Below are 16,382 nucleotides of genomic sequence, written 5' to 3' on the forward strand. Positions count from 1 at the left end.
CCCCCGCACAGCGAATTCGCGTCCGCCAGCCGGGGCTCTGCTGCTAGAGTCCCGGCACCCATGATGCGGGGACCGATGCGGCTGCAGGAAGACGAGGAGCTGATCCGGATGCTGCAGGCGACCGGCCGCGGGGACCGGCGCGCGTTCAAGGCCGTCTATGACCGGACGTCGCCGCTGCTGTTCGGCATCGTTCTCCGCATCCTGCGCAACCGGGCGACGGCGGAGGAGGTGCTGCAGGATGCCTATCTCCGCATCTGGCGCGGCGCCGCGTCCTTTTCGGCCGGCACCGGGTCGCCGCTGGGCTGGATGGCGGCGATCGCCCGCAACCGCGCCATCGACGTGGCCCGGCAGCGCCGCGAGGTGCTGGTCGAGCCCGACGAGGACGGCCGCGACTGGCTTGAATCGATCCCCGATTCGCGGTCCGAAGGCGCCGGCTTCGTCGCCCTGCGCCAGCTCGGCCACTGCCTCGGCCTGCTGGAGGACAGCCACCGCAGCTGCGTGCTGCTGGCCTATTACGAGGGCTATTCCCGCGAGGAGCTGGCGACCCGCTTCGACCGGCCGGTCAACACCATCAAGACCTGGCTGCATCGCGGGCTTGCCGCCCTGCGGCATTGCATGGATGGAGCCGGACCGTGACCGAGGAGCAGGAGGCCCGGATCGCCGAATACGTCCTCGGGACCCTGCCGCCCGGGGAACGGGCCGAATTCGAGCGGGAGCTGGCGGCCGACCCGGCGCTCAAGGCCGAGGTCGCGGCCTGGGAGCGGCGCCTGGCCGGGCTGGCGGCGCAGGTGCCGCCGGTGCAGCCCGGCCCGCAGGTCTGGGCGGCGCTGGAACGCGCGATCGGCCCGGAGGCGCCGCCCGTGGCCGCGGGCCCGACTGTCGTAACGCTCTCCGCCGAGAGCCGCCTGCACCGGTCCCGTGCCTGGTGGCGCAGCGCGGCCCTGGCCGCCGGGGCGCTGGCCGCCGGCCTGGCCGCGTTCATCCTGCTGCCGCGCGCCGAGCCGCCCGCCCGGCCGGACAGCTATGTCGCGGTGGTCAATCGCGGCGGCGACCTGCCGGCGCTGATCGTCCGGGTCGACACCCGCGCCGGCGTGGTCCAGGTGCGGCCGGTGCGGGCGGAGGTGCCGGCCGACCGCAGCCTCGAGCTGTGGTTCGTCGCCGCCGGCGCCGCGCCGCGCTCGCTCGGCCTGATCGACGCCGCCGACCGGAAGCGCCTGGCCATCCCCGAGGCGTTGCGCGGCTCCACCCTCGTCGGCGGCACCCTGGCGGTCAGCGTCGAGCCGGCCGGCGGCTCGCCGACCGGCGCCCCGACAGGGCCGGTGGTCTATTCCGGCACGCTGATCGACGATCCGTCCTGACCGATTCCCTCCGGCGCGATCCGGGCCTAGAATCGATCCATGACCATCGAGTCCCTCCGCACCATCCGCCGCCTGCCGCCGACCCTGGTCAACCAGATCGCCGCCGGCGAGGTGATCGAACGCCCGGCCGCAGCGGTGAAGGAGCTGGTGGAGAACGCGATCGACGCCGGCGCCCGCCGCATCGACGTGGCGCTGCGCGACGGCGGCCGCAGCCTGATCGCCGTGGTCGATGACGGCGCCGGCATGGATCCGGAGGAGCTGGTCCTGGCGATCGAGCGCCACGCCACCTCGAAGCTGCCCGACGACGATCTGGTGCGAATCTCGACTCTCGGGTTCCGCGGCGAGGCGCTGCCCTCGATCGGTGCCGTCTCGCGCCTGACCATCGCCAGCCGTCCTCGCAATGCCGCCGAGGGCTGGAGCCTGTCGGTCGAGGGCGGGGCGGTGGCGGCGCCGGTGCCGGCGGCGCTGAACCACGGCACCCGGGTCGAGGTGCGCGACCTGTTCTATGCCACCCCGGCGCGGCTGAAATTCCTGAAGGGCGAACGGGCCGAGACCCAGGCCGCGGTCGACGCGGTCGAGCGCCTGGCCATGGCGCATCCGACCCTCAGCTTCACGGTCGCTGACGCCGCCCGCACCCTGCTGCGGCTGGAGGCGGCGCAGGGCGAGCTGTTCGACGCCCGCCTCGCCCGCGTCGGCGCCGTGCTGGGTGGCGACTTCGCCGAGAACGCCATGCCGATCGAGGCGCAGCGCGAATCGGTGCGCCTGACCGGCCATGCCGCGCTGCCGACCCTCAACCGCGCCACGGCCCAGGCGCAATATCTGTTCGTCAACGGAAGGCCGGTGCGCGACCGGCTGCTGCTCGGCGCCATCCGCGGCGCCTACTCAGACGTGCTGCCGCGCGACCGCCACCCGGTGCTGGCGCTGTATCTCGAGTTGCCGCCGGAGGAGGTCGACGTCAACGTCCACCCAACCAAGGCCGAGGTGCGTTTCCGCGACCCGGCGCTGGTGCGCGGGCTGATCGTCAGCACCCTGCGCCACGCCATCGCCGCCGCCGGCCACCGCGCCTCGACCAGCGTCGGCGCCGACACCCTGGCGGCTTTCGTGTCGCAGGACGGAGCGGCGCCGATGCAGGCCCCGCTGTCACGGTTCAGCGGCCAGACCTCCTGGTTCCAGACCCGCGGCCCGGTGCGTCCGCCCGCCGGCCTGGCCGAATCGGCGGCCGCCTGGCAGGCGCCGATCGCGTCCGACCTGGCCCGGCCGTCGGCGCGGGCGGAGGCGGTGGTGGAGGAGCCGGCGCCGGACCATCCGCTGGGCGCCGCCCGGGCCCAGGTTCATGCCACCTACATCGTCGCCCAGACCGGCGACGGGCTGGTCATCGTCGACCAGCACGCCGCCCACGAGCGCATCGTCTATGAGCGGATGAAGGCCGAGCTCTTGTCCGGCACGGTCAAGAGCCAGGGCCTGCTGCTGCCGGTGGTGGTGGAGCTGAACGAGGCCTCGGTCGACCGGCTCGGTGCGCGCCAGGCCGAGCTGGCGGAGCTGGGCCTTGAGCTCGAGCCCTTCGGGCCCGGCGCCGTGGTGGTGCGCGGCGTGCCGGCGCTGCTCGGGCAGGCCGACGTGCCCGGTTTGGTGCAGGACCTCGCCGACGCGCTGGCGGAATGGGACGACGCAAGGCCGCTGACCGAGCGGCTCGCCCATGTCTGCGCCACCATGGCCTGCCATGGCAGCGTCCGCGCCGGCCGCCGCCTCAACGCCGCCGAGATGGACGCGCTGCTGCGCAGCATGGAGGCCACGCCCAATGCCGGCCAGTGCAACCACGGCCGGCCGACCTATGTCGAACTGAAGCTGGCCGACATCGAGAAGCTGTTCCAGCGCCGCTGAGGCCGACCTACGGCGCGCAGGCCGCTTCCAGCGCGGCCAGGTTGTCCCAGACGACCGGGAACACCGGGGTCGGGTGGCCGCCGATCGGCTCGACGAACAGCTCGCCTTCGACGCCGCCGAGCCGCCGGTAGAAGCCGCGGGCGCCGTGATTGCCCTCGATCACCTCCAGGAAGGCCGCCTCGAAGCCCTGGCGCCGCAGCTCGGCCGCGGCCCGGCCCATCAGGCGACGGCCGAGCCCGCCGCCGCGCTGTCCGGGCGCGACGTGCAGGTTGTCGATCAGCGCCATCCGCGAGGTGTTCGGCCAGGCCGCGACGAAGCCGGCGATTCCGTCCGGCGCCATCGCGACCAGGATCACCCGGCGCGGCTCGTCCTTGGTGAACGCTCGGCCCCAGCGCGCCGCCAGCTCTGCGGCGGCCGGCCCGTCCAGATAGGCGTCGGGCAGCAGCCCGCGATAGGCGCTGCGCCAGCTGCGCTGATGCAGATCGGCGATCGCCGCGGCATCCGGCGCGGTCGCCGGCCGGATCTCGATGGTCATGACGGCCTCCCGCGACAACCGCGAAAGCATAGCCCGGCCGCGTCTTGAGATGGCAGAACCAATTAGTCCGCGTGACCGGCATGCCGGAACGGCTGTTGGCACCGCCGCCGAGGAAGCATATCTAGTGCGTCCGCGCGGGCGGCATTCTTCCCCCGCCGGTGAATCGGGGATACATGCAAAGAGTCGACGGAACGATGAGCAGTTACAAGGAAAAGGGGTTCGGGGACCGGCTGAGCAGCGCTCAGAATGCGAAGAAGGCCGCGCTGGAGCGGTTCCGCGCCAAGGTCTCTCCGGACAATCCGGAGCTGGCCCGGCAGCGGGCGGAGCGCGAGGCCCGTGCCGCCGCGCGCGAGCAGCGTGAGGCCGAGCGCCGGGTGGCCAAGGAGGCCGAGGCGGTGCGGCTGAAGGCCGAGGCCGAGGCCCGCGCGATCGAGGAGACGCGGCTCAAGGCCGAGGCCGCCGAGGCCGAGGCCCGGTCCCGGCGCGAGGACGCGGAGCGGATGGTGGCGCAGCTGGCCGAGCAGAAGGCCGAGCGCGACGCCCGCTACGCCGCCCGCAAGGCGCGCGCCAAGCGCTGACCTGAGAGGCGCGGGGCGTCGTGTCGAAGACCACCCGCGCCACCCAGGCGCTGCAGCAGGCGGGCGTGAGCTTCGCCGTCGCGACCTATGACTACGACCCCGGCGCCGACCGAATCGGGATACAGGCGGCCGAAGCCATGGGCGTGCCGCCGCGCATCGTGCTGAAGACGCTGATGGCGGAGGCCGACGGCAAGCCGGTCTGCGTCGTCGTGCCGTCCGACCGCGAGGTCGGCATGAAGAAGCTGGCCGCCGCCTTCGGGGCGAAGTCGGCGCAGATGATGCGCCCGGCCGACGCCGAGCGCGTCACCGGCTACCATGTCGGCGGCATCAGCCCGCTCGGCCAGAAGCGGGCGGTGCCGACCGCGATCGAGGAAGCGGCGATGGCCGAGGCCGAGATCTTCGTCAATGGCGGCCAGCGCGGGCTGCAGATCCGGCTGACGCCGCAGGATCTTCGGGCGGCGCTGAACGCCAAGGTGGCGCCGCTGGTCGCCTGATCGGGCCGGAACGGAGACGGCGTGCAGTCCTTCGACGTGGTGGTGATCGGCGCCGGGGCAGCCGGGATGATGTGCGCGGCCGAGGCCGGCAAGCGTGGCCGGTCTGTGCTCGTGCTCGACCACGCCGCGGCGCCGGGCGAGAAGATCCGCATCTCCGGCGGCGGCCGCTGCAACTTCACCAACCTGCACGCGGCGCCGGCGAACTTCGTCTCCGCCAACCCGCATTTCTGCATCTCGGCGCTGCGCCGCTATACCCAGCGCGACGTCATCGCCCTGGTCGAGCGCCACGGCATCGCCTGGCACGAGAAGACGCTGGGCCAGCTGTTCTGCGACGGCTCGTCCCGCCAGATCATCGATATGCTGCTGGCCGAGATGGGCCGCGCCGGCGTCACGCTGCGCCTGTCGAGCAAGGTCGACTCGGTCGAGCGTGACGCCGACGGCTTCGTCCTCGGGCTGGCCCATGAAGCGTCAGGGGGCGGCCCGCTGCGCTGCCGGTCCCTGGTGGTCGCCACCGGCGGCCGGTCGATCCCGAAGATGGGCGCCACCGGCTTCGGCTACGACCTCGCCGCCCGCTTCGGCCTCGAGGTCACCGAGACCCGCCCGGCCCTGGTGCCGTTGACCTTCGAGCCGGCGCTGCTGGAGCGGCTGAAGCCCTTGGCCGGGATCGCCGTCGACGCCGAGATCGGCTGCGGTCGCACCCGGTTCCGCGAGGCCATGCTGTTCACCCATCGCGGCCTCAGCGGCCCGTCGATCCTGCAGATCTCCTCCTACTGGCGCGAAGGGCAGGAGATCGAGGTGTCGATGCTGCCCGGCACCGACATGTTCGACTGGCTGCGCGCCGCCCGCGTCGCGAACGGCCGCCGGGCCCTGCACACCGTGCTGTCCGAGGCGCTGCCGAAGCGGCTGGCGCAGACCATCGCGGAGGCCGAGGGCGCGGCCGGCAACCTCGCCGACCTGTCCGACAAGGTGCTGCGCCGGGTGGCGGATGCGGTGAATGGCTGGCGGGTGCGGCCGGCCGGGTCCGAAGGCTACCGCACCGCCGAGGTGACGCTGGGCGGCGTCGACACCGCCGGCCTCGACTCCCGGACCATGGAGGCGAAGGCGGTGCCGGGCCTCTACTTCATCGGCGAGGTGGTGGACGTCACCGGCTGGCTCGGCGGCTACAACTTCCAATGGGCTTGGTCCTCCGGCTGGTGCGCCGGGCAGGCTGTCTGATCACGCGCCCGGCGCGGCCGTCGCGAAATCGCCGCGCATCGGCTGCCAGATGGTGACGCCACGCTCCTGCCGCAGCACGTCCGGCAGTGCCGCGACATAGGCCTGGCGGTAGGCGCGGGGGATCTGCACCTGCACCAACTCGTCGCGATCGGCCCAGGTCTCGTACAGCATGAACAGCGTCGGGTCATCCGGCGACCGGTGCAGCACGGCGTTGATGAAGCTCGGCTCGTGCCGCATCGCGTCCAGCACCGGCGTCAGCAGCGCCAGGAACTCGGCCTCGCGGCCCGGCTTCACATGCAGGGTGACGACGATCGCGACGGCCGTGCCGCCGGGCGGTGTGACGGTGGACAGCAGCATCGGGGCCTCCTGTGGCAGCGGCCGGCAGGATGCGGGCGCTGCCGTCCTGCGGTCCATGACCTCGGAGGTCATGGACTCACATCCGGAAGATCCGCTTGCCGTCGCCCGGGCGGGCCCAGCTCTCGGCGATGGCCCGGCCGGCATCCTCGAGCGGATGGACACCTCCGAGCGGCACCCGGATCTCCGGCCGGGCGAAGACCTCGATCATCTCGCCCAGCATCGCCGCATCCTCCGGCGCCGGCGGGCCGAAGAAGTAGCGGTAGATGCTGGGCCGGATCGTGACGCCGTTCAGCAGCAGGTCGAAATTGTGCAGCGTGAAGCTCTCCTCGCTCATGCCGCCGTTGATCACCACCCGGCCGCCGAAGGCCAGGCTGCGGATCAGCGTGCCGGTCGCCGGCCCGCCGACATTGTCGACCACGCCATGCAGCCCGGCGCCGCCGGTGATCGCCATCACCTCGGCCCGCAGGTCCTGGCGGGACAGGTCGATCACCGCCTCGGCGCCGAGTTCGCGCAGGTCGAGCTCCGGATGCGTGCGGCGGACGATCGCGATCGGACGGATGCCGCGCCGCCGGGCGAATTGCAGCACCAGGGTCGAGATCGTGGAGTAGCCGGCCGTCACCGCCAGCCACTGGCCAGGCTCGACGCCGGACTCGGCCACCAGGTCCCAGGCGGTGATCGGGTTCATCAGCTGCCCGGCCTTCTCCGCCGGCATGCCGGGCGGCAGCGGGATCAGGTACTCGGCCGGCACCGCCGCGTATTCCGCCCAGGTCTTCTCATGGCTGAAGGCCACCAGCGTGCCCGGCGGCAGCGCCACGCCCGTGCCCGCCCGCTCGATCACTCCGGCGCCATGGTTGCCGGCGATCTGTCGGGGGAATTTCGGCTTCTTCGGCTCGGGATACAGGTTCTGGACGAACAGGAAGTCGCCCGGGTTGATCGAGGCCGCGACCATCCGCACCAGCGCCTCGCCCGGTCCGATTTCCGGCACCGGCACATCAGCCACATACAGCACCTCGGCCGGCAGGCCGATCCGGTCGAACACCACCGCTTTCATCCGATCCTCCGTCATTCGCCGTCGATGAAGTCGCGCAGCAGCGCGACGGTCTGGTCCGGCGCCTCCTCCATCAGCCAGTGGCCGGTGCCGGGGATCACGACGGCGCGCACATCGGTGGCGACCTCGCGCATGAAGACGGCGGGGTAGGGGCCGAAGGCGCGCTCGGCGCCCACCGCCAGCACCGGGATGGTCAGCTTGCGTTCCTCCGCCCCGGCATTCTGCCGCGCGTCCTCGGCGAAGGCGGCGAACTGGGCGAAGGCGGCGCGCATGCCGCCCGGCGCGGCGTATTGCGCGGCGTAGTGCTCGCGGACCTCGTCGCCGATCCGGGCCGGGTCGGCGGCGAAGGCATTCCAGAAATGGTCGAAATAGACGCGCTCGCGCCCGGCGACCAGCCGCTCGGCATCCGGGCCACCGAAGTTCCAGTGCCACAGCGCCGGGATCGCCTTGACCTCCTCCCAGGGGCCGACGCCGGGGATCGGCGCCTCCAGGAAGGCCAGGCGGGTGACCTTGCCGGGATAGCGCGCGGCATAGGCATAGGCGACGATGCCGCCGAGGTCGTGCCCGACCAGCGCGGCACGGTCGAAGCCCAGCGCCTCGACCACGGTGCGGATGTCGGCGGCCTGGGTCGCCTGGTCGTAGCCGCCGGCGGGGCGGGACGACCGGCCGAGACCGCGCAGATCCGGCACGATCACGGTGTGGCGCGGTGCCAGCGCCGCCGCCAGCGGCCCCCACATGTCGCCGCTCTCGGGATGGCCGTGCAGCAGCACGACCGGGTCGCCGGCGCCGCCGACCTGCACGAAGATCTCGGCGCCGGCCGTGGCGATGGTCCGGCTCTGGAAGCCCGCCGGCAGGCCGGGCGGCTCGGCGGCGGCCGGCACCGGCGCGGACAGCGCGGCGGCCAGGATCGCGACGGGGAGTCTGGTCATGGAAGCCTCGGAACAGGGGGCCGCATACCGAGACCCTAGAAGCGCGCCGTCGGCGGTTGAATTGGCGGGATTGACAATCTCTGTGCTAAATCTGCCGGATGACGGTCAAACCGATCCATGTGGCGATCTGGCTGCCCGCCCGCTTCTACTCGGCCGTGGCGGCGACGCTGGTCGAGATGCTGGAGCTGGTGAACGCGCTGCGGCGCGAGCCCGCCTTCACCTTCGAATTCGTGGCCCGCACGCCGGTCGCCGCCGCCACCTCCGGCATCGCCTTCCCGGCCCGGCCGCAGCCCTCGGCGCCGGTCGACGTGCTGGTGCTGCTGGCGATGCCGGGGCTGAACGTGCCGGAGATGCTGCGGGCCCTGGCGGAGGAAAGCGGCCACGCCCGGCCGCTGATCGACCAGGCCCGGCAGCAGGGCGCGATCATCGCCGCCCATTGCGGCGCCGCCTATTTCCTGGCCGATGCAGGGCTGCTCGACGGCCGCCGCGCCACCATCTCCTGGTGGCTGAAGGAGGATGCGCTGCGGCGCTTCCCGAAGGTGCGCTGGGATCCGTCGCGCCTGCTGCTGCGCCAGGACCGGATCTACAGCTGCGGCGGCGGCTTCTCCGGGCTCGAGCTGGCCACCGCCCTGCTGCGCGACCTCGGCTTCGCCAAGGAAGAGCGGATCGTGCGCAAGCTGCTGGTGCTGCCGCCGGCGCGCCGGTCGCAGACGCCCTACGAGTTCCCGCTCGACGAGGTCGCGCCGCAGCCGTTCCGGGACCGCCTGCTGGAGGTGGCGCGGGCCGATCTCCCGGCTCTCAGCCCCGAAAGCCTTGCGGGGACGCTCGGCCTGTCGCCGCGCACCCTGGCCCGACGCTTCACCGAGGAGCTGCAGACCACGCCGGGCCGCTGGATCCAGGACCGGCGCCTGGATGCCGCGCGCGACCTGCTCGAGCGCAGCGATCTCGGCGTCGCCGAGATCTGCTACCGGGTCGGCTACCAGGACGCGGCGTCGTTCAGCCGCCTGTTCGCCCGCCGCACCGGCCTGCCGCCCGGCGAATACCGCCGCCAGGCCCGCTGAGCCTCAGTCCGCGAACACCCGGTCGCCCTGCTCGTCGATGATCTGCTGCGCCTTGGTCACCGAGAAGGCGGTGGCGTCGTCCTTGCTGCCGTGCTTGTCGGCGCGGATGAAGCGGTGGGTCTTGGTGCCCTCCGGGAAGTCCTTCTCGATCACGCCCGCGGTCTGATACTGGCCGCCGGCGGCAAAGGGCGCGGGGCGGATGCGGAAGCCCTTGTACTCGACCGCCGGCCCGGCCGGGGCCTCGCCGGACGAGGCCTCCTCGCGCTTGCCGCCGCCGAACAGGGATTTGAGGAAGGAGACCATCGTGCCGCCCGCAGCTCAGGAAAGGGAAGGCGCAGCCTAGCCCGGATCGCGCCGCGGATCACGCATTCCGGGCGGTCCGCCGATTGACGCCCTGTCCCGCACCCGCTACAGCCATCCTGCCGTAGCCCGGAGCCATGCGATGAGGACCGACTCCACCGCAACCCGCTGAGCCGCAGCAGCCTGTCCGGTTGTTGCGGCGCTCCGATCACGGCCTTTTCCTGCCGATCCTGATGCGGACCGCCGCCGAATCCCCTTTTCGCGGAGGTCTTCCCATGCCTGCACCCAGGCCATGGCCATATTCCCTGGCGGCGACCCTGCTGCTGCTGTCCCCGTTCGACCTGATCGCCTCGCTCGGCATGGACGTGTACCTGCCGGTGGTGCCGCTGATGCCGGCTGCCCTGGCGGCGACGCCGGCCCTGGTCCAGCTGACCCTCAGCCTCTATCTGCTGCTGCTCGGCTGCGGCCAGCTGCTGTTCGGGCCGCTCTCGGACCGCATCGGCCGGCGGCCGGTGCTGCTCGGCGGCGCGTTCCTGTTCACCCTGGCCTCGGCCGGTCTGGCGCTGACCGCCTCGGCCGGCCTGTTCCTGGCGCTGCGCCTGGTCCAGGCGGCCGGCGCCGCCGCCATGCTGGTCGCCACCTTCGCCACGGTGCGCGACGTCTATGCCACGCGGCGCGAGGGTGCGGTGATCTACAGCCTGCTCGGCTCGATGCTGGCCTTCGTGCCGGCCTTCGGGCCGCTGCTCGGCGCCGGGGTCGACCATGGCTTCGGCTGGCGCGGCATCTTCTGGCTGCTGGCCGGGCTCGGCGCCCTGGCCGGGTTGCACGCGCTGTGGCGCTGGCCGGAGACGCGGCCCGAGGGCGGCGACGGGGTGCGGCTGCGCCATGTCGGCGCCATCCTCGGCAGCGGGCCGTTCTGGACCTATACGCTCGGCTTCAGCGCGGCGATGGGTGCGTTCTTCGTCTACTTCTCGACCGCGCCCGCGGTGCTGATCGGTGGGCTCGGCTTGACCCCGATCGGCTTCAGCCTGGCCTTCGGCACCGCCGCCCTGGTGATGATCGCGACCGCCCGCTTCGCCGGCCGCTTCACCGCGCGCTGGGGCCGGCGCGGTTGCCTGATCCGCGGCATGGCGCTGCTGCTGGCCGGGGCCGGGCTGCTGACGCTGGGACAGGTCGCGGTGGGTCCCTCGCTCCGGGCCTTCCTGGTGCCGGTCTGGGTGCTCTCGGCCGGCATCTCGATTACCTGCGCCGTCACCGCCAACGGAGCGCTGCAGGGCTTCGGCCATGTGGCCGGCACCGCCACGGCGCTCCATGCCTGCCTGGAGGGGCTGATCGTCGGCGCCGTCGGCACGCTGGCGGTGCTGGTGCTGCCGGCCGGCACGGCGCTGGCCGGGTTCTGCGCCCTGGCGGCGCTGGTCGTGATCGGCCTGGCGCTGCGGCTGCCGGCCGAATGAAGGGAAGGGGCGGGCCTTGCGGTCCGCCCCCGCCTCCTCACGCCGCCATCGCCGGGGCCTGGTCGATGAAGCCGGTGATGCCGGACAAGAGGCCGCCGGCGATCTCGCCGAAATCGGTGCCGGCGACCAGCGCCGGCGCGCCCTCCGGCCCCAGCTCCCAGCGGAAGCGCACCCGGCCGCTGTGCTCGTCGACCGGGCCGATCCGGCGGAAGCGGTGGCCGGGGAAGCGCTCCTGCACCGCGGCGATCATGGCGTCGATCCCGGCCCGGCCGTCGCCCCGCATCATCGGGTCGAGATAGGCGGCGTCCTCGGTCCAGGTCGTGTCGATCAAAGCGCGCCGGCGGCCGGCATCGGTCTCGTTCCAGATCGCGATGTAGCGGTCGACCAGGTCGGTGGCGCCACTCGTCACGTCGGTCATCTGGGCTCTCCATCGGTGGTTGCGATGGCCCGATCCTGTCCGGCCTGGGGGACGAAAGCGATTACCTGCCAGGTCATGGATGCGCCGCCGCCCACCGGCTATCGTCGGCGCATGGCCCACACCGCTCCCAGCTTCGGCGACCATCTGCGCGACTGGCGCCGGCGCCGCCGCCTCAGCCAGCTCGACCTCGCCTGCGAGGCCGACATCTCCACCCGCCACCTCTCCTTCATCGAGACCGGGCGGTCGCGGCCGAGCCGGGACATGGTGCTGCACCTGGCCGAGCGGCTGGAGGTGCCGCTGCGCGAGCGCAACACCCTCTTGGTCGCCGCCGGCTTCGCCCCGGCCTATCCGCTGCGGCCGCTGGACGACCCGGCCCTGGCCCTGGCCCGGCGGGCGGTGGAGCGGGTGATCGAGGCGCATGCGCCGAACCCGGCGCTGGCGGTCGACCGGCACTGGCAGCTGGTTGCCGCCAACGCCGCGGTGCCGCTGCTGCTGGACGGGGTGTCGGCGGCGCTGCTGCAGCCGCCGGTCAATGTGCTGCGGCTCGGCCTGCACCCGGACGGGCTGGCGCCGCGGATCGTCAACTATGCCGAGTGGCACGGCCATCTGCTGGAGCGGCTGCAGCGCCAGGTCGAATCGGCCGGCGACCCGGTGCTGGTCGAGCTGCTGGCGGAGCTGCGGGCCTATCCGGCCCCGCCGGCCACGATCGCGACGCTGGCCCCGCCGGAAGAGGCGCATCCCGACGTGGTGGTGCCGTTCCGCCTCGCGACCAAGTCCGGGATTCTCTCTTTCCTGTCGACCACCACCGTGTTCGGTACGCCGGTTGACGTCACCCTGTCGGAGCTGGCGGTGGAATCCTTCTTCCCGGCCGATGCCGCCACCGCCGAGGCGCTGCGCCGGATCGGCGCCGGCAACGCTTCGTAACAAAATTGTTGTCGGCTTGTATTTGACATAATTCCCCTACCGTCGTCACATGGGGCGGAGACTTCCTCAAGGGGAGCCAGCCGATGCGACGGGTGTGGAACTGGGTGCGGCTGCTGGCCGCCGCCATGGGCGACGACGACGGGCATGAGCGCGAGCTGCATGCCGCGCTGCGCAAGGCGAATCGCGCCCCGCACCGCTGCCGCCGGCCGCTTCCCGATCCCGAGGTCTGATCACTCCCCTCCCGGTTCCCTCGTCTCCGCGAACGGTTTCCGCACGCGCTTCCGGGCGATGATCTGATCCAGCGTCGCCGGCCTCAACTCCTGCACATCGACCCCGACATCAAATTGCCGCGTCGCCGGCGTCAGCCGGCCATGCGAATGGCCGTGCAGGTTCACGGACCCGCGGCCGATCTGGTTCCAGGTGCGGAACGCGTAGTGGCACAGGATCAGGTGCCGCCCGTCGACCCGCAGCTCGGCATAGGCCTGCACCGACTCCCAGCCCGGCGCCGCCAGCGTTCCCGGCCCGTCATTGTTGCCGCTGATCAGGTGCTTGCGGCCGTTCAGCCGGCCCAGCAGCGCCGCCACCGCCTCCGGCGGGGGGCCGAGCGCAAAGTCGCCCAGGTGCCAGACCTCGTCCTCCGGCCCCACCGTCTGGTTCCACAGCGCGATCAGCGCCTCGTCATGCTCGGCGACGCTGGCGAAGGGCCGCCGGTCGATCCGCAGCACGCGCGGATCGCCGAAATGAGTGTCGCTGGTGAAGTAGATGGTCATGCCGGCAGTCTCGTCCAAGCTCATCTGGGAATCACACAAATAAAACAATAGCTTCGTCACAATAAATTAACTTTATGAACAAATCCGGACTGTGCTTGATCCCACCCCAATCGAAGACCGGATCTGATGGAGGTGGGGGATGGCGATTCGTTCCGTCGCGGCGGCCCTTTGCGTCGCCGCCGCCCTGCTCGGCGCCCAGCCGGGCCAGGCGCAGGTGGCATCCGATTCTACGCGCCACGACCTGCCGGGCCATGATGGCGACCGGATCGGCGAGCTGCGCCTGATCGGCCTGGCGACGCTGCCGCATGGGCTGGACTTCCAGGGCACCGTCGTCGGCGGCCTGTCCGGCCTGGACTGGGACCCGGTCAACGCCCGATGGACGGCGCTCAGCGACGACCGCTCGGCCACCGGCCCGGCGCGCTTCTACACCCTCGCCATCGACTACGACGCGCAGGCCGTGCGCGGCATCCGAGTCACCGGCGTGACGCCGCTGCGTGACAAGGCCGGGCAGACCTACGCCCCGGGCGCGGTCGACCCCGAATCGATCCGGCGCGACCCGCTGCGCGGCATCCTGTACTGGAGCAGCGAGGGCGACATCTCGGCCGGGATCGACCCGTCGATCAACGTCGCCTCGCCGGGCGGCACTCTCCGCCGCAGCATGGACCTGCCGCAGCGCTTCAAGGTGTCGAGCGACGGCAAGAGCGGCCCGCGCAACAACCTGGTGTTCGAGGGGCTGGCGCTCTCGCGCGACGGCCGGACGCTGTTCGCCTCGATGGAAGCCCCGCTGATCCAGGACGCCGACATCCCGCCGACGCCCGCGCCCGGCCCGGTCCGGATCACCGCCTTCGACACCCTGACGGGCAGGGCCGGGGCGGAATATGTCTATGTCACCGACCCGCTGCCGGCGGGCGGCAGCGGCAGCTTCGGGGTGTCGGAGATCCTGTCCGGGCCCGGCTTCGGCCGCGACCTCCTGGTCCTCGAGCGCACCTTCATCGCCGGGGTCGGCAACAAGCTCCGGCTCTATGTCGCCGACCGGGCCGGCGCGACCGACGTCTCCCGGATCGACTCCCTGGCCGGCAGCCGCTGGCGGCCGATGCGCAAGACGCTGCTGCTCGACTTCGACACGCTCAGCGGCGTCCGTCTCGACAATTTCGAGGCGATGGGCTGGGGCCCGCGGCTGCGCAACGGCAACCCGACTCTGGTGGTGATGTCCGACGACAATTTCAGCGCGACGCAGATCACCGAGGCCCTGGTGTTCGAGCTGCGCCGGCCGAGATGGGGGAACTGACCGCAGCGAGCCCGAAGCCCATTGACGGGGACGGCGTCGTCCCCGATCCTTTCGCCATGAACGCCATCCTCAACAGCTCGCTGCACATGCGACGCCGGGTCCGTCCGGCGGCGGGCGTGCTGCGCGTTGAAGGGGTGTCTTCGAGGGCCTAGGCCCGGATCGTCACCCCCCTCGCGTTCACCAGCCCGCCGCGGATTTCCCGGCGGGTTTTTTGTTGCCTCCCCACCGCTCACGAAAGGAATTGGGTCATGAACCCGCCCGCTCCCGGCAGGGTGTCGTATCTCCGGCTTGTGCCACCGGTCCAGATCGAGGCACCGATGCGTCCGGTCCGCCTCGGCCTGTGGCTGCACCTCTCGATCCTGGTCGAGACGATGCGCCGCCGCCGGAGCCGCACCCTGTCGGTGGAGCGGCTGACCAACCATGAGCGCCGCGATGTCGGACTGGAGCCGCATTGCCCGGCGCCGCATCCGCGCGACCTGATCCTGTGGATGTAAGGCCGGGGACGCTCAGCCCGGCGGCAGGGCCGGCTCGGCGTCCGACCGGACGCCTTCCACCCGGGTGATCCGCCAAGCCAGCACCAGGGCTAACGCCAGAAGCGCCGCCGCCAGCCCGTAGGGCAGGCCGGGCGAATCCAGGCCTGCCCTTGGTGCGATGCCGAACGCGAAGCTCTGGGTGAACAGCACCGGGCCGATCATGCCGGTGATGCCGCGCAGCCCCGCCAGCGCCCCCTGCAGCCGCCCCTGCTCGTCCGCCCCGACCTGGCGCGACATCAGCGCCTGCAGCGCCGGCCCGGTCAGGGCCCATAGCGAGAGCAGCGGGATTGCCGCCAGGAACAGCCAGCCGGTCGGGGCCAGGGCGAACAGGGCGAAGCCGGCAACCCCGAAGACCAGCCCCACGGCCATCGCCCGGCGTTCGCCCAGCCGGGCCACGGCCGGGCCGGTCAGGGCCATCGACACCACGATCGCCCCGGCGCCGGCCGCCGCCAGCGACAGCCCGACCGCCGCATCGTCCCAGCCGAAGCGATGGATGGTGTAGAGCACGTAAATGTTCGGTATGGATTCCTGTGCCAGGAGCATCATGAAGGCCGCGCCAGCGAGGCCGAGCAGTGCCGGGGATGAGCGCAGCAGCGCCATGGCGCCGAGGGGGCTGGCACCGGTCCAGGAGAAGCGGGCGCGCCGCTCCGGCGGCAGCGATTCCGGCAGGACCAGCAGGCCGTAGGCGGCGTTGGCGAGGCTGAGTGCCGCCGCGGCCCAGAACGGCAGCCTGGGATCGATGCCGGCCAGGAGCCCGCCCAACGCCGGTCCGGCGATGAAGCCGAAACCGAAGGCGGCGCCGAGCAGCCCGAACTTGGCGGCACGCTGCTCCGGCGGCGTCACGTCGGCCACGTAGGCGGCGACGGTCGAAGCGCTGGCGGAGGTGATGCCGGAGATCAGTCGCCCGATCAACAGCCAGGTCAGGTTCGGTGCCAGCGCCATCAGCACGTAGTCGAGGCCGAGGCCGAGATTGGACAGGAGGATCACCGGCCGCCGCCCGAACCGGTCGGACAGCGCGCCCAGCACCGGCGAGGCCAGAAACTGCATCGCCGCCCAGGCCAGGCCGAACAGCCCGGTGATCGACGCTGCCCGCTCCATGTCGCCGCCCTCGAAGTCGACGATCAGCTTGGGCAGGACCGGCACCATCACACCGAACGCGAGGGTGTCGAGCAGGATGGTCACGAACACGAAGGCGACCGCGGCGCGGCCCGGTCGGCGCGGAGGCGGGCTGGTCATCTG

At 72.2% G+C, this 16,382-nt stretch carries 20 protein-coding genes; 12 read left to right on the top strand and 8 right to left on the bottom strand.

Annotation, left to right across the window (positions count from 1 at the left end):
- Window positions 1-75 precede the first annotated feature (75 nt).
- From ACTOWL_RS22720 to mutL, 3 genes are read left to right on the top strand one after another with little or no spacing between them, the layout of a single operon-like run.
- Entirely contained in the window at window positions 76-636 is a 561-nt protein-coding gene (locus tag ACTOWL_RS22720; RefSeq protein WP_441323550.1) for a sigma-70 family RNA polymerase sigma factor, read from the top strand.
- On the top strand, window positions 633-1,358 hold the full coding sequence (locus ACTOWL_RS22725; RefSeq protein ID WP_441323551.1) for an anti-sigma factor: 726 nt from the start codon (window positions 633-635) through the stop codon (window positions 1,356-1,358). The genes ACTOWL_RS22720 and ACTOWL_RS22725 overlap by 4 nt, the downstream gene beginning before the upstream one ends.
- Before the next feature lie 39 nt (window positions 1,359-1,397).
- Window positions 1,398-3,239, top strand: coding sequence for a DNA mismatch repair endonuclease MutL (gene mutL / locus ACTOWL_RS22730; protein ID WP_441323552.1), 1,842 nt, complete (start codon window positions 1,398-1,400; stop codon window positions 3,237-3,239).
- Window positions 3,240-3,246: 7 nt separating this feature from the next.
- Here mutL and ACTOWL_RS22735 read toward each other — a convergent pair whose 3' ends face one another.
- Window positions 3,247-3,774: a GNAT family N-acetyltransferase gene (locus tag ACTOWL_RS22735; protein ID WP_441323553.1), complete on the bottom strand. Its 528-nt coding sequence runs from the start codon at window positions 3,772-3,774 to the stop codon at window positions 3,247-3,249.
- Window positions 3,775-3,968: 194 nt separating this feature from the next.
- Here ACTOWL_RS22735 and ACTOWL_RS22740 point away from each other — a divergent pair, with 194 nt between their 5' ends.
- From ACTOWL_RS22740 to ACTOWL_RS22750, 3 genes are read left to right on the top strand one after another with little or no spacing between them, the layout of a single operon-like run.
- Window positions 3,969-4,352, top strand: a complete 384-nt coding sequence (locus tag ACTOWL_RS22740) for a DUF6481 family protein (protein WP_441323554.1) — start codon at window positions 3,969-3,971, stop codon at window positions 4,350-4,352.
- A gap of 20 nt (window positions 4,353-4,372) precedes the next feature.
- Entirely contained in the window at window positions 4,373-4,846 is a 474-nt protein-coding gene (gene ybaK / locus ACTOWL_RS22745; RefSeq protein WP_441323555.1) for a Cys-tRNA(Pro) deacylase, read from the top strand.
- Between the two features lie 21 nt (window positions 4,847-4,867).
- Window positions 4,868-6,061: an NAD(P)/FAD-dependent oxidoreductase gene (locus ACTOWL_RS22750; protein WP_441323556.1), complete on the top strand. Its 1,194-nt coding sequence runs from the start codon at window positions 4,868-4,870 to the stop codon at window positions 6,059-6,061.
- On the opposite strand, the gene ACTOWL_RS22755 is transcribed toward ACTOWL_RS22750, so the two are convergent.
- From ACTOWL_RS22755 to ACTOWL_RS22765, 3 genes are all read right to left on the bottom strand, one after another.
- A complete protein-coding gene (locus ACTOWL_RS22755) occupies window positions 6,062-6,418 on the bottom strand; it encodes a putative quinol monooxygenase (protein WP_441323557.1) in 357 nt (118 codons plus the stop codon). It abuts the gene before it with no gap.
- A 76-nt stretch (window positions 6,419-6,494) separates the two neighbouring features.
- Entirely contained in the window at window positions 6,495-7,469 is a 975-nt protein-coding gene (locus ACTOWL_RS22760) for a quinone oxidoreductase family protein (RefSeq protein WP_441323558.1), read from the bottom strand.
- Window positions 7,470-7,480: 11 nt separating this feature from the next.
- Window positions 7,481-8,395 carry an alpha/beta fold hydrolase gene (locus ACTOWL_RS22765; protein ID WP_441323559.1) on the bottom strand — a complete coding sequence of 305 codons (915 nt, stop codon included), beginning with the start codon at window positions 8,393-8,395 and terminating at the stop codon, window positions 7,481-7,483.
- A 98-nt stretch (window positions 8,396-8,493) separates the two neighbouring features.
- Here ACTOWL_RS22765 and ACTOWL_RS22770 point away from each other — a divergent pair, with 98 nt between their 5' ends.
- Entirely contained in the window at window positions 8,494-9,456 is a 963-nt protein-coding gene (locus tag ACTOWL_RS22770) for a GlxA family transcriptional regulator (RefSeq protein WP_441323560.1), read from the top strand.
- A 3-nt stretch (window positions 9,457-9,459) separates the two neighbouring features.
- Here ACTOWL_RS22770 and ACTOWL_RS22775 read toward each other — a convergent pair whose 3' ends face one another.
- Window positions 9,460-9,759 (bottom strand): HlyU family transcriptional regulator, encoded by a 300-nt coding sequence (locus ACTOWL_RS22775; protein ID WP_441323561.1) that lies wholly within the window; start codon window positions 9,757-9,759, stop codon window positions 9,460-9,462.
- Between the two features lie 272 nt (window positions 9,760-10,031).
- Here ACTOWL_RS22775 and cml point away from each other — a divergent pair, with 272 nt between their 5' ends.
- Window positions 10,032-11,210 carry a CmlA/FloR family chloramphenicol efflux MFS transporter gene (gene cml / locus ACTOWL_RS22780; protein WP_441323562.1) on the top strand — a complete coding sequence of 393 codons (1,179 nt, stop codon included), beginning with the start codon at window positions 10,032-10,034 and terminating at the stop codon, window positions 11,208-11,210.
- A gap of 37 nt (window positions 11,211-11,247) precedes the next feature.
- On the opposite strand, the gene ACTOWL_RS22785 is transcribed toward cml, so the two are convergent.
- Window positions 11,248-11,628, bottom strand: a complete 381-nt coding sequence (locus ACTOWL_RS22785; RefSeq protein WP_441323563.1) for a nuclear transport factor 2 family protein — start codon at window positions 11,626-11,628, stop codon at window positions 11,248-11,250.
- A 111-nt stretch (window positions 11,629-11,739) separates the two neighbouring features.
- On the opposite strand from ACTOWL_RS22785, the gene ACTOWL_RS22790 reads away from it, so the two are divergent.
- Window positions 11,740-12,552: a helix-turn-helix domain-containing protein gene (locus ACTOWL_RS22790; RefSeq protein WP_441323564.1), complete on the top strand. Its 813-nt coding sequence runs from the start codon at window positions 11,740-11,742 to the stop codon at window positions 12,550-12,552.
- Window positions 12,553-12,635: 83 nt separating this feature from the next.
- A complete protein-coding gene (locus tag ACTOWL_RS22795) occupies window positions 12,636-12,782 on the top strand; it encodes a hypothetical protein (RefSeq protein ID WP_441323565.1) in 147 nt (48 codons plus the stop codon).
- On the opposite strand, the gene ACTOWL_RS22800 is transcribed toward ACTOWL_RS22795, so the two are convergent.
- On the bottom strand, window positions 12,783-13,346 hold the full coding sequence (locus ACTOWL_RS22800) for a metallophosphoesterase family protein (RefSeq protein WP_441323566.1): 564 nt from the start codon (window positions 13,344-13,346) through the stop codon (window positions 12,783-12,785).
- A 115-nt stretch (window positions 13,347-13,461) separates the two neighbouring features.
- Between ACTOWL_RS22800 and ACTOWL_RS22805 the strand changes: the two genes are divergently transcribed.
- Window positions 13,462-14,610 carry an esterase-like activity of phytase family protein gene (locus tag ACTOWL_RS22805; RefSeq protein WP_441323567.1) on the top strand — a complete coding sequence of 383 codons (1,149 nt, stop codon included), beginning with the start codon at window positions 13,462-13,464 and terminating at the stop codon, window positions 14,608-14,610.
- 317 nt (window positions 14,611-14,927) lie between these two features.
- The gene (locus ACTOWL_RS22810; protein WP_441323568.1) at window positions 14,928-15,104 is read left to right on the top strand and encodes a hypothetical protein; all 177 of its coding nucleotides are present in this window, start codon (window positions 14,928-14,930) and stop codon (window positions 15,102-15,104) included.
- A gap of 12 nt (window positions 15,105-15,116) precedes the next feature.
- On the opposite strand, the gene ACTOWL_RS22815 is transcribed toward ACTOWL_RS22810, so the two are convergent.
- Window positions 15,117-16,379, bottom strand: coding sequence for a TCR/Tet family MFS transporter (locus tag ACTOWL_RS22815; RefSeq protein ID WP_441323569.1), 1,263 nt, complete (start codon window positions 16,377-16,379; stop codon window positions 15,117-15,119).
- Window positions 16,380-16,382: the final 3 nt, after the last annotated feature.

This window comes from Inquilinus sp. CA228 (genome assembly GCF_052078665.1).
Classification (GTDB): Bacteria; Pseudomonadota; Alphaproteobacteria; order DSM-16000; family Inquilinaceae; genus Inquilinus.

Excerpts from the sequence above, each read along its gene's own strand:
- ACTOWL_RS22720 (WP_441323550.1), top strand. The coding sequence starts at position 76 with ATGCGGCTGCAGGAAGACGAGGAGCTGATCCGGATGCTGCAGGCGACC.
- mutL (WP_441323552.1), top strand. The coding sequence starts at position 1,398 with ATGACCATCGAGTCCCTCCGCACCATCCGCCGCCTGCCGCCGACCCTG.
- ACTOWL_RS22735 (WP_441323553.1), bottom strand. The coding sequence starts at position 3,774 with ATGACCATCGAGATCCGGCCGGCGACCGCGCCGGATGCCGCGGCGATC.
- ACTOWL_RS22740 (WP_441323554.1), top strand. The coding sequence starts at position 3,969 with ATGAGCAGTTACAAGGAAAAGGGGTTCGGGGACCGGCTGAGCAGCGCT.
- ACTOWL_RS22755 (WP_441323557.1), bottom strand. The coding sequence starts at position 6,418 with ATGCTGCTGTCCACCGTCACACCGCCCGGCGGCACGGCCGTCGCGATC.
- ACTOWL_RS22760 (WP_441323558.1), bottom strand. The coding sequence starts at position 7,469 with ATGAAAGCGGTGGTGTTCGACCGGATCGGCCTGCCGGCCGAGGTGCTG.
- ACTOWL_RS22765 (WP_441323559.1), bottom strand. The coding sequence starts at position 8,395 with ATGACCAGACTCCCCGTCGCGATCCTGGCCGCCGCGCTGTCCGCGCCG.
- ACTOWL_RS22770 (WP_441323560.1), top strand. The coding sequence starts at position 8,494 with ATGACGGTCAAACCGATCCATGTGGCGATCTGGCTGCCCGCCCGCTTC.
- ACTOWL_RS22775 (WP_441323561.1), bottom strand. The coding sequence starts at position 9,759 with ATGGTCTCCTTCCTCAAATCCCTGTTCGGCGGCGGCAAGCGCGAGGAG.
- cml (WP_441323562.1), top strand. The coding sequence starts at position 10,032 with ATGCCTGCACCCAGGCCATGGCCATATTCCCTGGCGGCGACCCTGCTG.
- ACTOWL_RS22785 (WP_441323563.1), bottom strand. The coding sequence starts at position 11,628 with ATGACCGACGTGACGAGTGGCGCCACCGACCTGGTCGACCGCTACATC.
- ACTOWL_RS22790 (WP_441323564.1), top strand. The coding sequence starts at position 11,740 with ATGGCCCACACCGCTCCCAGCTTCGGCGACCATCTGCGCGACTGGCGC.
- ACTOWL_RS22795 (WP_441323565.1), top strand. The coding sequence starts at position 12,636 with ATGCGACGGGTGTGGAACTGGGTGCGGCTGCTGGCCGCCGCCATGGGC.
- ACTOWL_RS22800 (WP_441323566.1), bottom strand. The coding sequence starts at position 13,346 with ATGAGCTTGGACGAGACTGCCGGCATGACCATCTACTTCACCAGCGAC.
- ACTOWL_RS22805 (WP_441323567.1), top strand. The coding sequence starts at position 13,462 with ATGGCGATTCGTTCCGTCGCGGCGGCCCTTTGCGTCGCCGCCGCCCTG.
- ACTOWL_RS22810 (WP_441323568.1), top strand. The coding sequence starts at position 14,928 with ATGCGTCCGGTCCGCCTCGGCCTGTGGCTGCACCTCTCGATCCTGGTC.
- ACTOWL_RS22815 (WP_441323569.1), bottom strand. The coding sequence starts at position 16,379 with ATGACCAGCCCGCCTCCGCGCCGACCGGGCCGCGCCGCGGTCGCCTTC.